General features: G+C 41.0%; 18 protein-coding genes. All 18 read left to right on the top strand.

Features of this window, described 5'->3' with window-relative positions; genetic code table 11:
• The coding region (locus N2257_07510; protein MCX7794231.1) for a nitrogenase molybdenum-iron protein alpha chain at window positions 1–914 on the top strand (914 nt) is incomplete at its 5' end.
• The gene (gene nifK, locus N2257_07505; GenBank protein MCX7794230.1) at window positions 911–2,428 is read left to right on the top strand and encodes a nitrogenase molybdenum-iron protein subunit beta; all 1,518 of its coding nucleotides are present in this window, start codon (window positions 911–913) and stop codon (window positions 2,426–2,428) included. The genes N2257_07510 and nifK, both read left to right, overlap by 4 nt.
• A 7-nt stretch (window positions 2,429–2,435) precedes the next feature.
• Window positions 2,436–4,997 (top strand): nitrogenase iron-molybdenum cofactor biosynthesis protein NifE, encoded by a 2,562-nt coding sequence (nifE, locus tag N2257_07500; protein MCX7794229.1) that lies wholly within the window; start codon window positions 2,436–2,438, stop codon window positions 4,995–4,997.
• Entirely contained in the window at window positions 4,994–5,389 is a 396-nt protein-coding gene (gene nifX / locus N2257_07495; GenBank protein MCX7794228.1) for a nitrogen fixation protein NifX, read from the top strand. Before nifE ends, nifX begins: the two co-directional genes overlap by 4 nt.
• Window positions 5,390–5,411: 22 nt before the next feature.
• A complete protein-coding gene (locus tag N2257_07490; GenBank protein MCX7794227.1) occupies window positions 5,412–5,729 on the top strand; it encodes a P-II family nitrogen regulator in 318 nt (105 codons plus the stop codon).
• Entirely contained in the window at window positions 5,726–6,166 is a 441-nt protein-coding gene (locus tag N2257_07485; GenBank protein ID MCX7794226.1) for a P-II family nitrogen regulator, read from the top strand. The genes N2257_07490 and N2257_07485 overlap by 4 nt, the downstream gene beginning before the upstream one ends.
• Window positions 6,167–6,420: 254 nt before the next feature.
• Window positions 6,421–7,317, top strand: coding sequence for a radical SAM protein (locus tag N2257_07480; protein MCX7794225.1), 897 nt, complete (start codon window positions 6,421–6,423; stop codon window positions 7,315–7,317).
• An 8-nt stretch (window positions 7,318–7,325) separates the two neighbouring features.
• Window positions 7,326–8,078: a HesA/MoeB/ThiF family protein gene (locus N2257_07475; protein ID MCX7794224.1), complete on the top strand. Its 753-nt coding sequence runs from the start codon at window positions 7,326–7,328 to the stop codon at window positions 8,076–8,078.
• A gap of 72 nt (window positions 8,079–8,150) precedes the next feature.
• Entirely contained in the window at window positions 8,151–8,960 is an 810-nt protein-coding gene (gene modA / locus N2257_07470; GenBank protein ID MCX7794223.1) for a molybdate ABC transporter substrate-binding protein, read from the top strand.
• Window positions 8,945–9,736, top strand: coding sequence for an ABC transporter permease subunit (locus tag N2257_07465; protein MCX7794222.1), 792 nt, complete (start codon window positions 8,945–8,947; stop codon window positions 9,734–9,736). Before modA ends, N2257_07465 begins: the two co-directional genes overlap by 16 nt.
• Complete coding sequence (locus N2257_07460; GenBank protein ID MCX7794221.1) at window positions 9,729–10,814, top strand: ABC transporter ATP-binding protein; 1,086 nt, start codon at window positions 9,729–9,731, stop codon at window positions 10,812–10,814. The genes N2257_07465 and N2257_07460 overlap by 8 nt, the downstream gene beginning before the upstream one ends.
• Before the next feature lie 141 nt (window positions 10,815–10,955).
• Window positions 10,956–11,129 carry a hypothetical protein gene (locus tag N2257_07455; GenBank protein ID MCX7794220.1) on the top strand — a complete coding sequence of 58 codons (174 nt, stop codon included), beginning with the start codon at window positions 10,956–10,958 and terminating at the stop codon, window positions 11,127–11,129.
• 72 nt (window positions 11,130–11,201) lie between these two features.
• Window positions 11,202–12,005, top strand: coding sequence for a hypothetical protein (locus tag N2257_07450; protein ID MCX7794219.1), 804 nt, complete (start codon window positions 11,202–11,204; stop codon window positions 12,003–12,005).
• Window positions 12,006–12,087: 82 nt separating this feature from the next.
• Window positions 12,088–13,419, top strand: a complete 1,332-nt coding sequence (locus N2257_07445) for an ammonium transporter (protein MCX7794218.1) — start codon at window positions 12,088–12,090, stop codon at window positions 13,417–13,419.
• Window positions 13,420–13,430: 11 nt separating this feature from the next.
• The gene (locus N2257_07440; protein MCX7794217.1) at window positions 13,431–13,772 is read left to right on the top strand and encodes a P-II family nitrogen regulator; all 342 of its coding nucleotides are present in this window, start codon (window positions 13,431–13,433) and stop codon (window positions 13,770–13,772) included.
• A gap of 87 nt (window positions 13,773–13,859) precedes the next feature.
• Window positions 13,860–15,008 (top strand): glutamate synthase, encoded by a 1,149-nt coding sequence (locus tag N2257_07435; GenBank protein MCX7794216.1) that lies wholly within the window; start codon window positions 13,860–13,862, stop codon window positions 15,006–15,008.
• Window positions 14,996–16,663 (top strand): glutamate synthase-related protein, encoded by a 1,668-nt coding sequence (locus N2257_07430; GenBank protein ID MCX7794215.1) that lies wholly within the window; start codon window positions 14,996–14,998, stop codon window positions 16,661–16,663. The genes N2257_07435 and N2257_07430 overlap by 13 nt, the downstream gene beginning before the upstream one ends.
• Window positions 16,653–18,618: FAD-dependent oxidoreductase (locus tag N2257_07425; protein ID MCX7794214.1), on the top strand; the 1,966-nt coding region annotated here is incomplete at its 3' end. The genes N2257_07430 and N2257_07425, both read left to right, overlap by 11 nt.

Below are 18,618 nucleotides of genomic sequence, written 5' to 3'. Positions count from 1 at the left end.
AAGAGACAGTACCTGTAGTGCCTGTCAGGTGTGAAGGCTTCAGGGGTGTGAGTCAGTCTCTCGGACACCATATAGCAAATGACAGTATTAAAGACTATGTCCTAGACAAAGGGGATTTAGATAAATCAACTCCCTATGATGTAAACCTGATAGGTGACTATAACATTGGCGGTGATGCCTGGGCATCCAGAAAGATTCTGGAAGAGATGGGCCTGAGGGTGATTGCTCAGTGGTCGGGTGATGCAACAATCAATGAGCTGAAAATTGCAAGTAAAGCAAAACTCAATTTAATACATTGCTACCGATCCATGAACTACATATGCAGACACATGGAAGAGACATATGGAATCCCCTGGGTAGAATACAACTTTTTTGGACCTACAAAGATTTATGAAAGTATCAGAAAAATAGCCTCTTATTTTGACGACTATATAAAAGAAAAAGCAGAGGCACTAATAGCAAAGTACAAGCCACTGATGGACAGGGTTATTGAGGAATACAGGCCGAGGCTTGAAGGAAAGACAGTAATGTTATACGTGGGTGGGCTGAGACCTAGGCACGTCATTGGCGCCTATGAAGATCTTGGGATGGAGGTAATTGCAACAGGTTATGAATTTGGTCATAGCGATGATTATAAAAGAACATATCCTGAACTGAAAGAGGGAGCCCTAATATACGATGATGCAACTCCCTATGAGCTGGAGGAGTTCTCAAAAAGATTAAAACCAGATCTTATAGGCTCAGGGATAAAGGAAAAATACACTTACCACAAGATGGGTATGCCATTCAGGCAGATGCATTCCTGGGATTACTCAGGGCCCTATCACGGTTTTGATGGATTTCCAGTATTTGCCAGAGATATGGATATGGCTATTAACAGCCCTGTATGGAACTTGATAAGGAGGAGGAGATGAAGAAATTAAGAATAATAGATCACATAGAACTTTTTAAAAATCAGGAGTACACTGAACAGTTTGTAAGGAAGCGTGAGTTCGAAAAGCCCTCTCCAGATCAGGAAGTAGAGAGAGTACTTGAATGGACTAAAACAGAGGAGTATAAAGATAAAAATTTTGCTCGTGAGGCTCTTACAATCAATCCTGCGAAAGCCTGTCAGCCTCTTGGAGCTGTTCTCTGCGCACTCGGATTTGAAGGCACGCTGCCATTCGTCCATGGCTCACAGGGATGTGTTGCCTATTTCAGAAGCCATTTTAGCAGACACTTCAAGGAACCTGTAGCTGCAGTATCAACATCCATGACAGAGGATGCAGCTGTTTTTGGTGGCCTGAATAACATGATAGAGGGTCTAGAGAATGCCTACAGGATTTATAAACCAAAGATGATAGCAGTCTCAACCACCTGCATGGCAGAGGTAATCGGTGATGATCTGAATGCCTTTATAAAAAAGGCAAAAGATCAAGGTGTTATTCCTGCTGATCTGCCAGTACCCTTTGCCCATACACCCAGTTTTGTTGGCTCCCATATAAACGGTTATGACAATATGATGAAAGGAATACTTAGTTATCTTACCGAGGGTGTCAAGAGAAACCCTAATAAGAAAATAAATATCATTCCTGGCTTTGATACCTATACTGGTAATTACAGAGAAATAAAGAGGTTACTCACACTGATGAATGTAGAACATACAGTGCTTGCTGATGTAGGCGATGTTCTTGATTCACCTAATACAGGTGAATACAGAATGTATCCAGGTGGAACTTCCCTAAAAGATGCAGCTGATTCTATAAACTCAATTCAAACAATTGCATTACAGAAATTTTCTACACAAAAAACAGGGGAATTCATAAGAGAGGTTTGGAATCAGGAATTTCAGGCGATACCAGCACCCATCGGAATAAAAAATACGGATAGATTTCTTGAACTGGTATCTCACGTTACAGGTAAATCCATACCTCAGGAGATAGAAGATGAAAGAGGCAGGGCTATTGATGCCATGGTAGACTCATATCAGTACATATACGGCAAGAGATTTGCCCTTGTGGGAGATCCTGATCTATTACTAGGACTGATCAGTTTTCTGATGGAAATGGGAGGCATACCTGTGCATATACTCTGCACGAATGGTGATAAGGATTTTGAGGACGAAGCCTACAGAGTCCTCAGCGAGTCTCCCTTTGGAAGAGAAGGCAAGGTCCATGCTGGCAAGGACATGTGGCATCTGAGATCCTTACTCTTTCTGGAGCCTGTCGATTTTCTTATAGGAAACTCCTATGCAAAGTTTTTATGGAGGGATACAGGGACTCCTCTGATAAGAATCGGTTTTCCGATCTTTGACAGACATCATCTTCACAGATACCCTATTATTGGATATAAGGGTGCAATAAACTTACTTAACTGGATAGTCAACACAGTTCTTGATGAGATGGATAGAAAGACTATAAATACAACAAGCTTTGACGTAATAAGGTAGGAAGAAGATGCTTAAGGCTATAGACAGATTTATTGAAAGTGAATGTAAAAGAGAGAAAAGAGAAAAGGTCTGCAGGACCAGGGGTGGAGAGTCCTGCGCCTTTGATGGTGCTTTGATAGTACTGCAACCCATAGCTGACAGTGCCCATATCATACATGGTCCTATCGGATGCTGTTCAAATTCCTGGGAAGGAAGAGGTACTTTATCTACAAAGGCAAGATTCCACAAAATGGGCTTTACCACAGACATGGCAGAGCTGGATATTGTATTCGGTTCAGATGAAAAACTATATAATGCGATATTGGATGTATTCAAAGAATTGAGACCAAATGCAATATTTGTTTACAGCACCTGTGTGAGCGGCCTTATAGGAGAAAATATTGAGGCTGTCTGTAAAAAGGCTGAGACGGACACAGGTATAAGGGTCATACCGGTAAATGCTCCGGGTTTTCTTGGACCAAAGAATCTCGGCAACAGAATTGCCGGGGATGTCCTCCTCGACCATGTAATAGGCACGGGTGAACCGGATTTTACAACTGATCTTGATATAAATCTAATTGGCGAGTATAACATAGCCGGAGACCTCTGGTATGTGGAACCGATCCTGAGGGAAGCTGGTATAAGGATTCTTTCAAGAATAACAGGTGATTCCACATTTAAAGAGATAACATATGCACACAGGGCAAGGCTCAATGTTCTGGTATGCAGCCGGGCATTGATAAATGTTGCCCGGGAGATGGAAAAGAGATATGGCATACCCTATGTGGAAGTATCCTTCTTTGGCAAGACAGAAATGTCAAGGGCATTGAGGCTCATAGCCAGAGAATTAAAAATTGAGGATAGAGTAGAAAAGATCATATTGAGGGAAGAAAGAGCTCTTGAGGAAAAACTAAGTCAATACAGCAATCTTAAAGGCAAAAAGGCTGTTCTCTATACAGGCGGTGTGAAGAGCTGGTCCTTTATATCAGCTCTCATGGATCTCGGCATTAATGTTGTTGCCGTTGGAACAAAAAAGAGCACCTTTGAAGACGAAGAAAAGATGAAAAACATCCTTCAGGATCAGTCAATTCTTATTGAAGATGTCACACCCTCGAACCTCGTAAAGATAATGAGGGAAAGAGGAGCTGACATGCTTATTGCAGGCGGACGCAATCAGTATCTTGCCATAAAAGAAGGTTTTCCCTTTGTTGATGTAAATCAGGAAAGGCACAGAGCATATGCAGGATACAGAGGACTGGTTAATCTGGCTGACTCAATAAGTAATTCTTTATCTTTTTACAGCAGAAAGACAAAGATAAGGAATACTGTAATTGAAAACCCTGAAAAGAAAGTAGATATCAATCCACTCAAGCATTCCCAGTCCTTAGGTGCGGTAATGGCTCTTCAAGGGATAGACAGAGCCTTACCGGTGATTCACGGTGCCCAGGGATGCACCTTTCTGGCAAAGGTTCTTCTAACAAAACATTTTAAGGAGCCTGTCTCACTTGTAAGCACAAAACTTTTTGTAGAAGATGTTGTGATGGACAGCGAAGAAAAGTTAATCGGAACATTAAAAAAGATACTTGAAAAGAACAGCCCGGATCTTGTTGCTATATTAACATCAGCTCTTACTGATGTAAAGGGCGAAGACATATTAAGCTCAATAAAAAAATTAAAAATGGTCAAAAATGATAGTGAGATAATTTATCTATCAACACCTGACTATGAGGGAGGACTTGAGACCGGTTATGCAAAGGCAGTAGAAAGCATGGTAAGCCTGGCATCTTCAGGTGGAAGGACTAAGAGAGGTCAGATCAATGTACTGGGAGGTTTGCATCTCACACCACTGGACTATACCGAATTAAGGGACATCATTGAATCCTTCGGACTTGAACCTGTAATACTGCCTGACCTTTCAGCACTTGATGGAAGCAGGGAAGGTTTTTCGAGCCTTGCTACTGGTGGTACTAGAATTGATCAGATAAGGACTATGGGTGATTCCGAATTCACTATTGTAATAGGAGCAAGTTTAGAGCCTGCCGCAAGGATACTAAAAGAAAAATTTAACATTGAATACATGGTTTTTGAAAGTCTTATGAGTATGAAGGATTTTAATCTTTTCTTAAAGACGCTTTCAGTAATTAGCGGAAAGGAAATCCCGCATAAATACGAACGGCAGAAAAGGATTCTGATAGATGCAATGAGGGATGGGCACTTTTATCTTGCTGGTAAGAAGGTGTGCCTTGCTCTTGAATCTGACTCTACTCTACATATATCAGAATTACTTGATGAAGCAGGTCTTGAAGTAGAGCTTACTGTAATTCCATCGAATCTTTCCTGTGCTGAAAGGATTAAGACAAAAAGAGTACTGATCGGAAGCATCTTTGATATCAAAGGAGAGTTTGATCTAATAATATCAAATTCCCATGCAGAGGAAAAAGCTAAAGAGCTTGGCATTCCTCTGTACGAGATGGGATTCCCTGTTTATAAATCACTTGGAAACACTCATAAGCTGACTATAGGATACAGAGGAGCATTATCCATAATAAACGATCTGGCAAACATATTTATAAGGGAGGTACATAAATGAAAGTAGCCTTTGCAACAACAGATGGAATTTATGTGAATGAACATTTCGGAAGGGCTGGGATGTTTGCAATTTATGAACTGAGGGAGGATGGTTATACCTTTGTTGAGATGAGAAAATTTTCTGAAGGAAGGGACAGTTACATTGAAGAATCAAAAGGAATGGGAGAAATACACAGTAATAGGGTTGAAGCAAAAATTGAAAGGCTGAAGGATTGCAAGATCATATATTTTTCCGAAATAGGTCCACCATCTGCAGCAAGGTTGATAAATAAGGGCATAATGCCTGTGAAAATAAAGGATTCAGCTACCATAAAGGAAACAATAGAAAAACTTTTAGAAAGTATAAAGAAATCGCCGCCACCCTGGCTAAAAAAGGCTCTTAAGGAGCAATAATTTCTTTAAAAGGAGGAAGATTATGAAGATGATCAGAGCATTCATAAGACCAGAAAAGGAGCAGGAGGTGGTGCTAGCACTTGAAGGTGCCGGTTTTCCATCTCTTACAAAGATGCCGGTTTTTGGCAGAGGTAAACAAAAGGGTCTTCAGGTAGGACCTGTTCACTATGATGAACTTCCAAAAACACTTATAATGATGGTAGTTGAAGATGAAAATGTGGAAAAGGTTGTCCAGATAATTAAAGACAAGGCAAGAACTGGATTTATAGGAGACGGCAAGATATTTGTTAGCCCTGTAGAGGCTGCCTATACTGTAAGAACCGGGGAGGCAGAATTATGAAAGAAATAATAGCAATTATAAGACGAGACAAACTACAGGAAACGAAAAGAGCACTGGAAGAGCTTGGCTTACCCTCTATGACCATCCAGAGTGTGGAAGGCCGGGGAAAACAGAGAGGAGTCATAAAGAGAGGTGAGATGATGTCAGAGGCCGATGCAGTTGATCCGGAGATGCCGGAAAGTTTTTTTACTGGTGTGAAACTGAAACCAACACCCTCAACTTATGCCCTGGAACATACATTACCTAAGGTCGTGCTCTATGTACCAAAAAGAATGTTAACAATAGTGGTACCTGATGTTATGGTAAGAAGTGTTGTAGATTCAATTATAAAAGTAAATCAGACAGGCAAACATGGAGACGGTAAAATATTTATATCTCCTGTTGAAAACGCCTTCAGGGTAAGGACCGGTGAAAGGGGTGAAGAGGCAATTATTTAATGCCTCTTCCTCCGCTTTTTATCCAGATCCTTAAAACTTAAGAAGCGTTATGTCTTTTGATATTTAACTTTGTAAATTTATCCAGCCAGGGCCAAGGATAATTCAAATCTTCCCTCCCTAAGATTGACAGAATATCTTTACAAAATTGTATTAATTTTATACATAAATGTTAAAAAGTAAGTCTACCCTCTTCTTTTTTTAGCCTTTATATAGGCATAATTTTTGCAAGCTTAGTTAAAAAGGAGGCGGTAGATATGTTACAGATTCAAAGAAGAGATAAAAAAAATGATTTTATTAACAGTCATCCCTGTTTTACCCGGGAAGCACACAGCAGGCTGGCAAGGATACACCTTCCTGTTGCACCTCTCTGTAATATTAAGTGCAGATACTGTATAAGGAAATATGATTGTGTTAATGAATCCAGACCTGGAATTACGAGCAGGGTACTCTCACCTGAAGAAGCACTTGAAAGGGTAAGGATACTTGTAAACAGAAATGAGAAAATAAGCGTAATAGGAATTGCAGGTCCCGGTGATCCCCTGGCAAATGATAGTACCTTTCACACACTAAAGGCAATACACAGGGAATTTCCAGACCTGATACTGTGTCTGTCAACAAATGGTCTTTATCTACCAGAAAGACTGGAAGATCTCCTTATAAACGGGGTAAGGAGCCTTACCATAACCATCAATGCTGTACTACCTGAAACAGCTGAAAAAATTTATTCCTGGGTGCTTTACAAGAATAAAAGGCTTGAAGGAAGAGAGGCTGCTGAATGCATTCTCTGCAATCAGTGGAATGGTCTGAGGAAGGCTGTTCAGGCCGGTCTGATTGTTAAAATAAACAGTGTTTTAATTCCTGGCATAAATGACTCTGAAATACCACTTATTGCCTGGCTGGCCGGACTGAGGGGAGCAAGTTTAATGAACATAATTCCATTGATTCCACAGGCAGAATTCTCAAATCTTAAAAGGCCATCACGAGAAGATATTTCAAATACTAGGAATAAATGCAAAAGTTATATCTCACAGATGACCCACTGCAGACATTGCAGAGCTGATGCATGCGGGACTTTAACAGAAGATAAAGATATGGAGCTCGAGGTTCTCCATGCAAAAATCGGCGAGGAATATTCTGAGATGATTATATAAAAGATTTTATGAAAAAGCTACTGAATGAAATAGAGCTTGAACGTTACAGACGCCAGCTGATGCTCAATGGCTTCACCAAGGAGCACCAGGAAAAATTGAAAAATTCAACAGCTCTTGTTGCAGGAATTGGAGGTCTTGGTGGTACAGCTGCCATGTATCTTGCAGTTGCAGGAATAGGCAGGCTTGTGTTAGTGCATCATGGAAATCTAACTTTATCGAACATGAACAGACAGATACTAATGAGGCAGGGCTGGATAGGTAAAAGCAGGGTATTACAGGCCAGGATGACTTTAAGGGAGATAAATCCCCATGTTGAGATAGAAATAGAGGATGAGAGGATATCTGATAAAAATGTGGATAAATTCCTTGATGGAGTGAACATCGCTCTATCAGCTAGACCTAATTTCTATGAACGGAGGATTTTAAATAATGCCTGTATCAGAAAAAACATTCCCGTTATTGAGGCAGCAATGAATGGAATGGATGGATATATTTTTAATGTTTTAAGAGGTATAACTCCCTGTCTCAACTGTATTTACCCCGAGGACGATCCTGAATGGAAGGAACTCGGTTTTCCAGTCCTTGGTGCTGTGTCTGGAATGCTCGGATGTATTATGGCTATTGAGGCAATCAAGCTCCTCACCGGCTTTGCAAGACCTTTAATTTCGGAGATGCTCTTTTTCAATGCTTCATCAATGGAATTTAAGAAGCTCAGAATACGGAGAGACAAAAATTGCAGTATCTGCGGCATTTATAAGTAAAGGAGTAAGGTCATGAGTCTGAAAAAAAGAATTTCATTTATGCTCATCATATTTTATTTGATTTCAGAATGTATGTTAGTAGGAGTTCCTGAATCGAAGGCAGAAGAGATTATGGTATTTGCAGGTTCTGCTAGCAGGCCACCAACAGAGGAAGCAGCAAAGATTTTTGAGAAAAAAACAGGCATAAAAGTGAATCTGATCTTTGGGGGTTCGGGATTCCTACTCTCTCAGATGATATTGAATAAAAAGGGAGACATTTATTTTCCAGGTTCATCGGATTATATGGAAATCGCCAGGAAAAAGGATGTTATATTTCCTGGGTCAGAAAGACCTGTTGTTTATCTTGTTCCGGCCATAAATGTGAGGAAAGGAAATCCAAAAAATATAAGATCACTCAAGGATTTGACAAAACCCGGTCTAAAAATAGCTCTTTCAAACCCTGAGGGTGTATGTCTTGGAGCATATGCAATTGAGATCATAGAAAAAAATTTTACTCATGAAGAAAAAAATCAATTCAGAAAGAATCTAATAAATTACACCGAAAGCTGTGAAAAAACTGCAACTGTAATCTCCTTAGGAGCAGCAGATGCCGTGATAGGCTGGAGTGTTTTTGAAGACTGGGATCCTGAAAGAATAGAAACTGTACCATTAAAAAGGTCTGAGATCCTGCGTATTGGATACATTCCCATAGCTATATCAAAATTCACAAAAAACAGGTCTGCTGCGGAGAAATTTATAAATTTCCTTTTATCAAACGAGGGAAAGGCGGTATTCAGAAAATACAACTACTTCATTACAGCTCACGAGGCCTTTTCATGGATAGGTGAAAAAAAACCAATAGGCGGACAGTATATTATTCCAGATGAATGGCTCAAGAAGTGACATTCAAGAGACTTTCAATAATCTTTGCTTTGTCAGTATTCACGCTCTATGCGGGGCTTGTGCTCTCTCTTTTTTATTTTTATGAAATAGATATATTTATTGATACACTTACCTCTGAGAGAACACTTTATTCAATAAGGCTTAGTATCTTTGCTGCAACAGTAGCGACCGCTCTGTCTATTTTTTTATCACTTCCTGCTGCCTATGCCCTTTCAAGATACAATTTTAGAGGCAGAGATATAATTGATACAATCCTTGAGCTTCCTATGATTGTTTCCCCTGCCGCATTGGGTGCCATGCTTCTAATATTCTTCAATAATCCAATCGGTACATGGATTCAGAATAACTGGACACAATTTGTCTTTACTGTAAATGGTATAGTAATTGCCCAGTTCTTTACAACTGCGGGTGTGGGTGTAAGATTGATAAAGGCTGCCATGGATGAGATACCGATCAGGTATGAAGATGTGGCTCGTTCACTTGGAGCCAAGCCTTTTAGAGCATTTTTAACTGTAACACTTCCATTAACAAAAAAAGGAATTTTAGCTGCTTCTGTCCTTGTGTGGTCTAAGGCTATAGGTGAATTTGGTGCTACCATTACAATTGCCGGCTCCATGGCAATGAAGACAGAAACCCTGCCTGTAGCCATATTCATGAGACTATCTAATGCTGAGATTGAGGAAACGGTAATTCTTATAATCATACTGATTTTTATCGGTCTTGGAACCCTTTATGGAGTAAGGATATTGACTGTTAAAAAGGTGGCAAATGATTGAAATAAAGGATATTTGGGTAAATGTTAAAGGATTTTCTCTTGAGGATATATCCATTAATATTCAAAATGGTTCATGTCACGCTCTTATAGGACCAACGGGATGTGGTAAAACCACATTACTTGAAGCATTAATCGGACTTCGAAAGGTAATGAGAGGTAAGATATTCCTTGATGGCAAGGATATTACAAGTCTCCCTGTCCATGAAAGAGAATTTTCTTATGTGCCTCAGGATCTTGCAATTTTTCCTCATATGACTGTTGAGGAAAATATATTTTATGGCATCAAACATGGCAGAGTGAAAGACAAAAAGAAAAGAGCTGAGGCAGTTCTGGAACTCGCAGAACAGCTTGGCATAAAAAATCTTTTTAAAAGAAAAGCTGCTGGCCTCAGCGGAGGCGAAAAACAGAGAATTGCTCTTATCCGTGCGCTTGCACCAGGTTATAGATATCTGATACTTGATGAACCTTTTTCAGCACTTCATGAAGGTATGAGAAAGGAATTATGGTTTATAATGAAAGACTTACAGAAAATATACGGTTTAACAGTACTCCTGGTCACTCACGACCTTGATGAGGCATTCTTTCTTGCCGACAGTATAAGCATAATGTTAAATGGAAAGATTCATCAGACAGGCAATATTAATGAAGTATATAATAGACCTGCGTCCATATCTGTTGCAGAATTTCTGGGCATCAGAAACTTATTCAGAGCAAAAAAAATATCTCACCAGAGTATTTACTGCCATGACCTTAATAAATCTCTGAATGTTCTGCCAGAAATTACTGAAAATGTAAAAGATGGAGAAGCCTTTTATGCCGGTATTAGACCTGAAGATATACTGATTCTAACTGATGACAGTACCGCTTATGACAATTTAATCCAGGGAACAATAATATTATTATTTACAAAGATCCGGACCAGTACTGTTCTTTTCAAGCCAGCAGGTTCGTCTAAAATCATAGAAATAGAAGTCCCTAAGTCCAAAAAACTCAATCTCAAGGCAATGCAGGAAATAAAGGTTTGTCTTTCCAGGCATGCTATCTTTTCAATAAAAGATAACATATCAAAAGCTGAGTAAATGCCGCACTGTAAGACTGCTATCCTACAAAATTGTAGGAAGCTACAAAATTGTAGTATCTTCATCGTAAAATTCCATTTAAAATCAATCAGATTTGAGCTGGCATATTTTTAGCTAATCAATAAACAGGGGGAAATAAAGATGTCTTCATTGAAAGACAAGATTCAGGAGATCGAAAAGGAGGAAATAATCAAGGCCCTTAAAGAATGCAACTGGGTCATGGCAAAGGCAGCAAAGAAGCTTGGTATAACTGAAAGAATGATTGCCTACAAAATAAAAAAATACCGTATAAGAAAGGAGGTGGACGAAAAATGAGGTGAATAATTATCTATCAATAGCCATCTGAAGGGTGTTTTACACCCATCAATAAAATGAGGAGGTTTCTCAATGAAAATATTTAAAACATTAATTCTTGTGATTGCTACTCTTTCCATCTTTACTGTCAGATCCTATGGTGAGGATAAGGTTACTGGCAGTGCATCCATCGGTGTATACAACAGGTATATTTTCAGGGGCTACGAAATAGGCTCAAGTGCTGTAGTGCAACCTGCTGTCAGTATTTCCTACAAGGGATTCAGCGCAACATACTGGGGAAACATAGATACAGAGGAAAAGAGGACCCAGTCCTTTGTACCTGACAGAGAAGGCCAGAAGAGCTTCAATGAGGTAGACCTTATACTGAGTTACACCTATCCTCTAGGAAAGCTCTCGCTAACCGGAGGTTATATTTACTACAATACAAAATATACATCCGAGACAGAAGAGTTTTTTATATCCCTTGCCTATGATACTATTTTGAAACCAGTCCTTACCATTTACCGTGATATAAATGAATATGTAGGAACCTACATTAACCTTACCCTTGCCCATTCAATTGCACTAAGTAACAAAATATCCCTTGACCTCGGCGCCTCTGCCTCTTACTTCGCAGGAGAAGATGATTACTGGAATACCTATGAGTCATCCACTGGCGCATACACGGGTGAAAAATACAGAGCCTTTCACGATGGTATGGTAAAGGCTGGTCTAACAATACCTGTGGCAGACTCCCTTACTGTACAGCCAGTTGTTCAGTACTTCTTTCCCCTTTCAAGCAAGGCAAAGAGGATTGTTGATGGAAATTCCTATAATCCCAACGGTCACCTTGATGAAACCTTTGTCACAGGTGTAAATGTAACACTAAGTTTTTAATTTAAGTTATGTGCAATACTAATAAAGAGTTTTAAAAACCTGCTTAAGCAGGTCTGAATATCAAATACTGGAGGTTTAAAAAATGAAAAGACTTGTAAGCATCCTTCTTCTGATGGGACTGTTAACCCTTGCAGCACCGGTCCTTGCAGAAGAAATAACAACCCCTGAACAGACTGCGATCACTCAGGCTCCTGATACACCAAAGATGGATACTGGTGATACCTCATGGCTCATAGTAGCCTCAGCCTTCGTAATGCTGATGACACTTCCAGGGCTTGCCCTTTTTTATGGCGGTCTTGCCAAAAGAAAGGATAGTCTCAATACAATGGCAATGTCCTTTGCTGCGTTCTGCATAGCAAGTGTGCTCTGGGTAATTTACGGCTACACCCTTGCCTTTGGAGAGGATATCCTAGGCATCATTGGAAAGCCTGTCAAATTAATGCTTAATGGCATTACAGTGGACAGCCTTTCCGGCACCATACCTGAATATGTATTTGTCATGTTTCAGCTGACCTTTGCTGCAATAACAGTTGCCCTTGTAAGTGGTGCGTTGATAGAAAGGCTTAAATTTTCAGCTTGGATACTGTTCTGCATACTCTGGTTTACCCTGTCATATGTTCCTGTTGCTCACTGGGTATGGGGTGGCGGTTTTCTTGCAAAGATGGGAGCGCTGGATTTTGCTGGTGGAACAGTAGTGCATATTAATGCTGGTATTGCTGCCCTGGTAGGTGCACTTATTCTCGGAAAAAGGAAGGATGTAACGCTCATTCCCCATAATTTAACAATGGTTGTCACAGGTGCAGGACTCCTCTGGTTCGGATGGTTCGGATTCAATGCTGGCTCTGCCCTTGCTGCCAACGGCCTTGCAGGAGCAGCTTTTATTAACACTAATACTGCAACAGCAATGGCAAGTCTTTCATGGATGGCTGCTGAATGGCTTTATTCAAAAAGACCTACAGTACTTGGTCTTGCTTCAGGTGCAGTAGCAGGCCTTGTTGCAATAACACCAGCAGCAGGTTTTGTAAATATAACCGGTGCTACAATTATTGGTTTGCTTTCAGGTGTTCTGGCCTTCTTGGCAGTCGCAAAGGTCAAACCACTTCTAGGTTATGATGATACTCTTGATGCCTTTGGCATTCATGGAGTTGCGGGTACAGTTGGTGCACTTCTGACAGGTATATTTGCTGATCCATCAATAAATTCTGCTGGTAAAGGTCTATTATATGGAAATCCGGATCAGCTTTTTGTACAGGCTATTGCTGTGGCTGTAACAATGATATACGTGGCGGTTGTAAGCTCTATAATATTCCTGTTAATTAAGCTCCTAATCGGTATAAGGGTACAGAAGGACGATGAACTAATAGGCCTTGACGAAAGCGAACACGGTGAAAAGGCCTATAATCTACACATATAAAGGAGGATGACATGAAAAAAATTGAAGCAATTATAAAACCCTTTAAACTTGATGATGTAGTTCAGGGGCTGACAGAAGCAGGAATAACTCATGGTATGACTGTTACCGAGGTCAGAGGCTTTGGAAGACAGAAAGGATTCGTTGAGGTATACAGGGGAAGGGAGTATGAGATCAGGTTTCTTCCGAAGCTTAAGATAGAGATCGTCCTGAACGACGAACTTGTGGATAAGGCTCTGAATATAATACTTGAAAAGGCCAGGACAGGTGAGGTAGGAGACGGTAAGGTCTTTATCTACGATCTCAGGGATGCGGTAAGAATAAGAACTGGCCAGAGAGGTGAGGAGGCCCTGTAGGGGTAGTTGTTTTTTAGGTAAAAATTGTTTTAATATAAATAGGCAAACGTTTGCCGTTTGCCTATTTTTTTCTCTAGAGGTAGGAGAATGTGCAGGCTAGCAGCCATAACTTCAGATGAATATTTCTCTCCCATGGAGAATGTCCTGAGCCTTGAGACCATGAAGGAGGGACATGATGGCTCCGGAATGGGGCTCATGCTAAAGGACCTGGGAGGGGAGTTTGAAGAACTAAAGGACTACCCTATATTATCAGGTATATGTTCTATAAAGGGTATCAAGGTCCTTGATGAATACATGGATAGATTAGGTTTTAAACTCAAATATGTCTGGACACCGAGGATAAAACCTGTGAGAGGAATAGTTCCAAGGGATTATTATTTTGCCAGGGTTTATGATTATCCTGAGTCTTATAAAGAAAAATCCTTTAAAGAAAAAGAAGATCTTCTTATGAAAACCAGACTTGCACTGAGGGCTATGGGTGAGGCTGATGAATCAATTGTAGTCTTCTCCTTTTATCCTGATGTCCTGACCTTAAAAGAAGTAGGAGATCCGCTTGAACTGGCAGAATTCTTCGGTCTTGAAAATAGCGACCTCAAGGCAAAAATAATATTTGCACAGGGAAGGCAGAATACAAATTATTCAATAAATCTTTATGCCTGTCATCCCTTTTTCATTCAGGGCTATGGCTCCATGACAAATGGTGAAAATACAGCCTTTGTACCCATAAGGGAATTTCTTATGTCAAGGGGTTTTCCTGGCTACATAGGCTATAACAGTGACAGCGAGGTATTCACCCACATACTCCATTATGTTCACAGACAGCTTGGTTTCCCCCTAACTTACTATAAGGATGTTATAACTCCTCTTAAACCTTCAGAGATAGAGAAAAGGCATGACAGAGAGGCACTGAATTTAATCAGATATTCTCTGAGACCGCTCTGCATTGATGGTCCCAATTGTGTTATAGCCTTTACTCCCGATGGTACCTGCTTTATGGTTCAGGATTCTAAAAAATTAAGGCCAGGTGTTGTTGGAGGTGTTCCAGGCAAATACGGTCTAATGTCTGAGGAGTGTGGTCTTGATAGGGCGATACCTGAAAGGGACAGGTCAAAGGACATATTCCCAATGAAGTACGAGATGGTAATAATTCCACCAGGTGCTAAGAAGGTAATGGTCTGGAATCAATTAAAAGGTGAATATGTCAGTGAGGAGGCAGAGATTTTATGTCAGGTGTGATCAGAATAAGAGAAGATTTTAATCATAAACTTCCTTTGAAAGATTTACCCTATATTATTAGATGGCGGGATGACAGGTGCAAGCGCTGTGGTCAGTGTACTGCTGTCTGCCCTGTTAAGGCAATAGTGCCTACAGTGAAACTCCAGAGGATCGTGGAATCAGAGGTTGGCATGCCCTCTCCCAGGGTCAAGACAAGGGTAGTTCACATAGTTGAACAGGTAAATGATATGGAACGCTACTGCACTGGCTGTGGTACCTGTACACTAGTATGTCCTAATGAGGCAATAGAGCCTGAATTTAATCCACAGCACAAGTTCTATCATTACAAGAACAAAGGCGGAGAACCATACAGGAGGGGTGGAAGGAGAAATGACCCCGCGCCGTCAACCCTTGACAGGATTAAATTTACCCGTATCTCAATGCTTACAGACCCTGCACTTGATGCAGGAAGGCATGAGTTCAGGGTCAGGACATACATAGGAAGAATACTTCCTCCTGAGGAGCTTCCACTTAAGGCAGAAAATGGAAAACTTGTTATTGATTATACCTCCGGAAAGTTCATCCCTCCAGTCAGGGAGATCTTTCCCATTATGATTGGTTCAATGTCAGTAGGAGCACTCTCACCACCAATGTGGGAAGGGCTAGCAATGGGAGTTGCCTATCTTAATGAGGTTGAGGGTATTCCAGTAGTGATGTGCACGGGTGAGGGAGGTGTACCGCCAAGACTTCTTAAATCAAGATATCTAAAATACTTTATTCTGCAGATAGCATCAGGTTATTTTGGTTGGGATGAGATAATCCATGCTATGCCCTATATGGTAGAAGATCCTGCGGGAATAGAAATCAAATACGGTCAGGGAGCAAAGCCAGGCGATGGTGGATTACTCATGGCTCAGAAGGTCATCAGACTTATTGCAAAAATACGAGGTGTTCCAGAGGCTGTTGATCTTGCATCCCCGCCTACTCACCAGACAAAGTACTCCATTGAAGAGGCAGTTGCAAAGATGATCCAGTCAATGTCAATGGCTTTTGGATTCAGGGTTCCTGTATTTCCAAAGATATCAGGAACAAGAACTGCCCGTGCTGTTCTAAACAATCTTGCAAGGAATCCCTATGCAGCAGCACTCTCTATAGATGGGGAGGATGGAGGTACAGGTGCTGCCTACAATGTATCAATGGATAAGATGGGCCATCCAATAGCATCTAATATAAGAGAGTGCTATCTCGACCTTGTAAGGCAGGGAAAACAGAATGAACTTCCGCTCATTGCTGCTGGAGGTATAGGAAAGAAGGGACATCTTGCAGCAAATACAGCAGCACTGATAATGTTAGGGGCCTCTGCAGTGGCAATAGGTAAATATATTATGCAGGCAGCAGCAGACTGTTTTGGTGATGAGTATAACAGATGTAATCTCTGTAACACTGGAAAATGCCCTCGTGGCATAACCACTCAGGATCCGAAGCTATACAGAAGACTTGATTCAGAAAAAGTTGCTGAAAGGGTTGTTGAGGTCTTCAAAGCAGCAGAGGTGGAGCTTAAAAAGATCTTTGCACCCATGGGAAGAAGCACAGAGTTACCGATCGGAATGTCCGACGGTATAAGCATAGATGATAAAGATATGGCTGAGAGGTTACAGATAAGCTATGTATGTTAGGGAAGTAGAATTTAAGATAGAACCATCAAGGATAATTGAATGGATAGATAGCAGGACTGCGGTCATTAATGGAAATGTAGATGGAAGGCGCGTACCTTCAAGGATACTTGAAGAGCACATACAGGAAGCTGTCAGAGAGGGAGCAAGAACACTCTATGTAAAGGCTGATGGTCAGCACGGAATAGGTGGAAGGCTCTGGCCAAGGGGTGAGACAATAAGAGTTATTATTGAAGGACCTGTTGGTCAGAGGGCAGGTTCAATGGGAATGTTCGGAACAGAGATAATTATTAAAGGCTCAGCATCAGATGATGTGGGATGGCTTAATTGCGGAGCAAAGATAACGGTGCTTGGAGATGCTACAAATGGTGCTTTCAATGCAGCAGCTCAGGGAATTCTCTATGTACAGGGAAGTGGTGGTGCAAGATGTGATACCCTCACAAAGCACAATCCGCGATTTGATCCACCCCAGTCCTGGTATTTCAGGGATGTGGGTGACAGTTTTGCAGAGTTCAAGGCAGGTGGAATATCGGTTGTATGCGGTGTAAATCCAAGGAATCCTGACAATGTACTTGGTTACAGACCCTGTGTGGGAATGGTCGGAGGAATAATCTATTTCAGAGGACCGATACAGGGTTACAGTGAAAGGGATGTAAAACTCCTTGACCTCACTGAGCAGGACTGGAACTGGCTTAAAGAGAATATGAAACCCTTTCTGGAGGCAATCGATAGACTTTCCTATTATGAAGAGCTGACAGCCTCACCAGAGGAATGGAAAAAGCTTGTTGCCTATACCCCTCAGGAAAAAAGGACAAGAAAATGGTTCAAGATCTCTATGACAGACTTCAGAAAAAATCACTGGGAAAAAGAGGTTGGTGAAAATGGAATATTTGCTGAATACATTGAGCACGATAGATGGTCTGTTATTCCCTACATAACAACTGGCAAGGATAGAAGATTCAGACCTGTATGGGCAAATGAGAAATATGCACCACCCTGTGCATATGCCTGCCCTACCCAGATACCAACTCATAAAAGGACAAGGTTAATAAGGATGGGCAGACTGAACGAAGCACTGGAGCTTGTTCTTCAGTATTCACCCCTGCCTGCAACAGTGTGCGGAGAGATATGCCCCAATCTCTGCATGGAGGCATGCACAAGGCAGAGGCATGATAGACCCCTCAGGATAGATAAACTTGGTAAACTGAGCCTTGAGCTGCCTGCTCCCCAAAAGGCTCCTTCAACTGGCAAAAAGATTGCTGTAATTGGTGGTGGTCCTGCAGGTATGAGTGTTGCTTGGCAGCTTGGCCTTAAGGGACATGAGGTAAGTCTTTATGAGGCAACGGGCAGACTCGGAGGAAAGATAGAGCTTTGCATACCGAGAGAAAGGCTTCCCCATGAGATACTTGAAAAGGAGATAGAGAGATTCAGAAGCATTGGAATAAAAGTATATCTTAATGCAAGGGTTACAAGAGAAAAATTTGAAGAACTTTACAGAGAAAATGACATAGTAGTAATAGCAGTTGGAGCTCACCAGCCAAGAGTTCTTAAATTCCCTGGCTCAGAGGCAACCATATCTGCCTATGAATTTCTTAGGCAGATTAATGAAGGTAAAAAACCAGATCTTAAAGATAAAAAGGTAGTTGTTATAGGTGCTGGTAATGTAGGTATGGATGTGGCATCAGAGGCCTATATATACGGTGCATCAGAGGTAACAGCCATTGATATCCAGAAACCAGCTGCCTTTGGTAAAGAAATGGAGATTGCCAAGGCAAAGGGTACAAAGATAATATGGCCGAAGATTACAGAAAGGTATGACCCGGTTGAAAAGAAGATCTACTTTAGCGATGGTAGTTACCTTGATGCAGACTATGTAATAGTGGCAATCGGTGATATACCCTTACTGGATTTTCTGCCCCAAACTATTCATTCAGAAAGAGGCTGGATCAAGGTTAATG

Source organism: Thermodesulfovibrionales bacterium, assembly GCA_026417875.1.
Classification (GTDB): Bacteria; Nitrospirota; Thermodesulfovibrionia; order Thermodesulfovibrionales; family CALJEL01; genus CALJEL01.
This window is presented reverse-complemented; position numbering and strand designations above follow the sequence as displayed.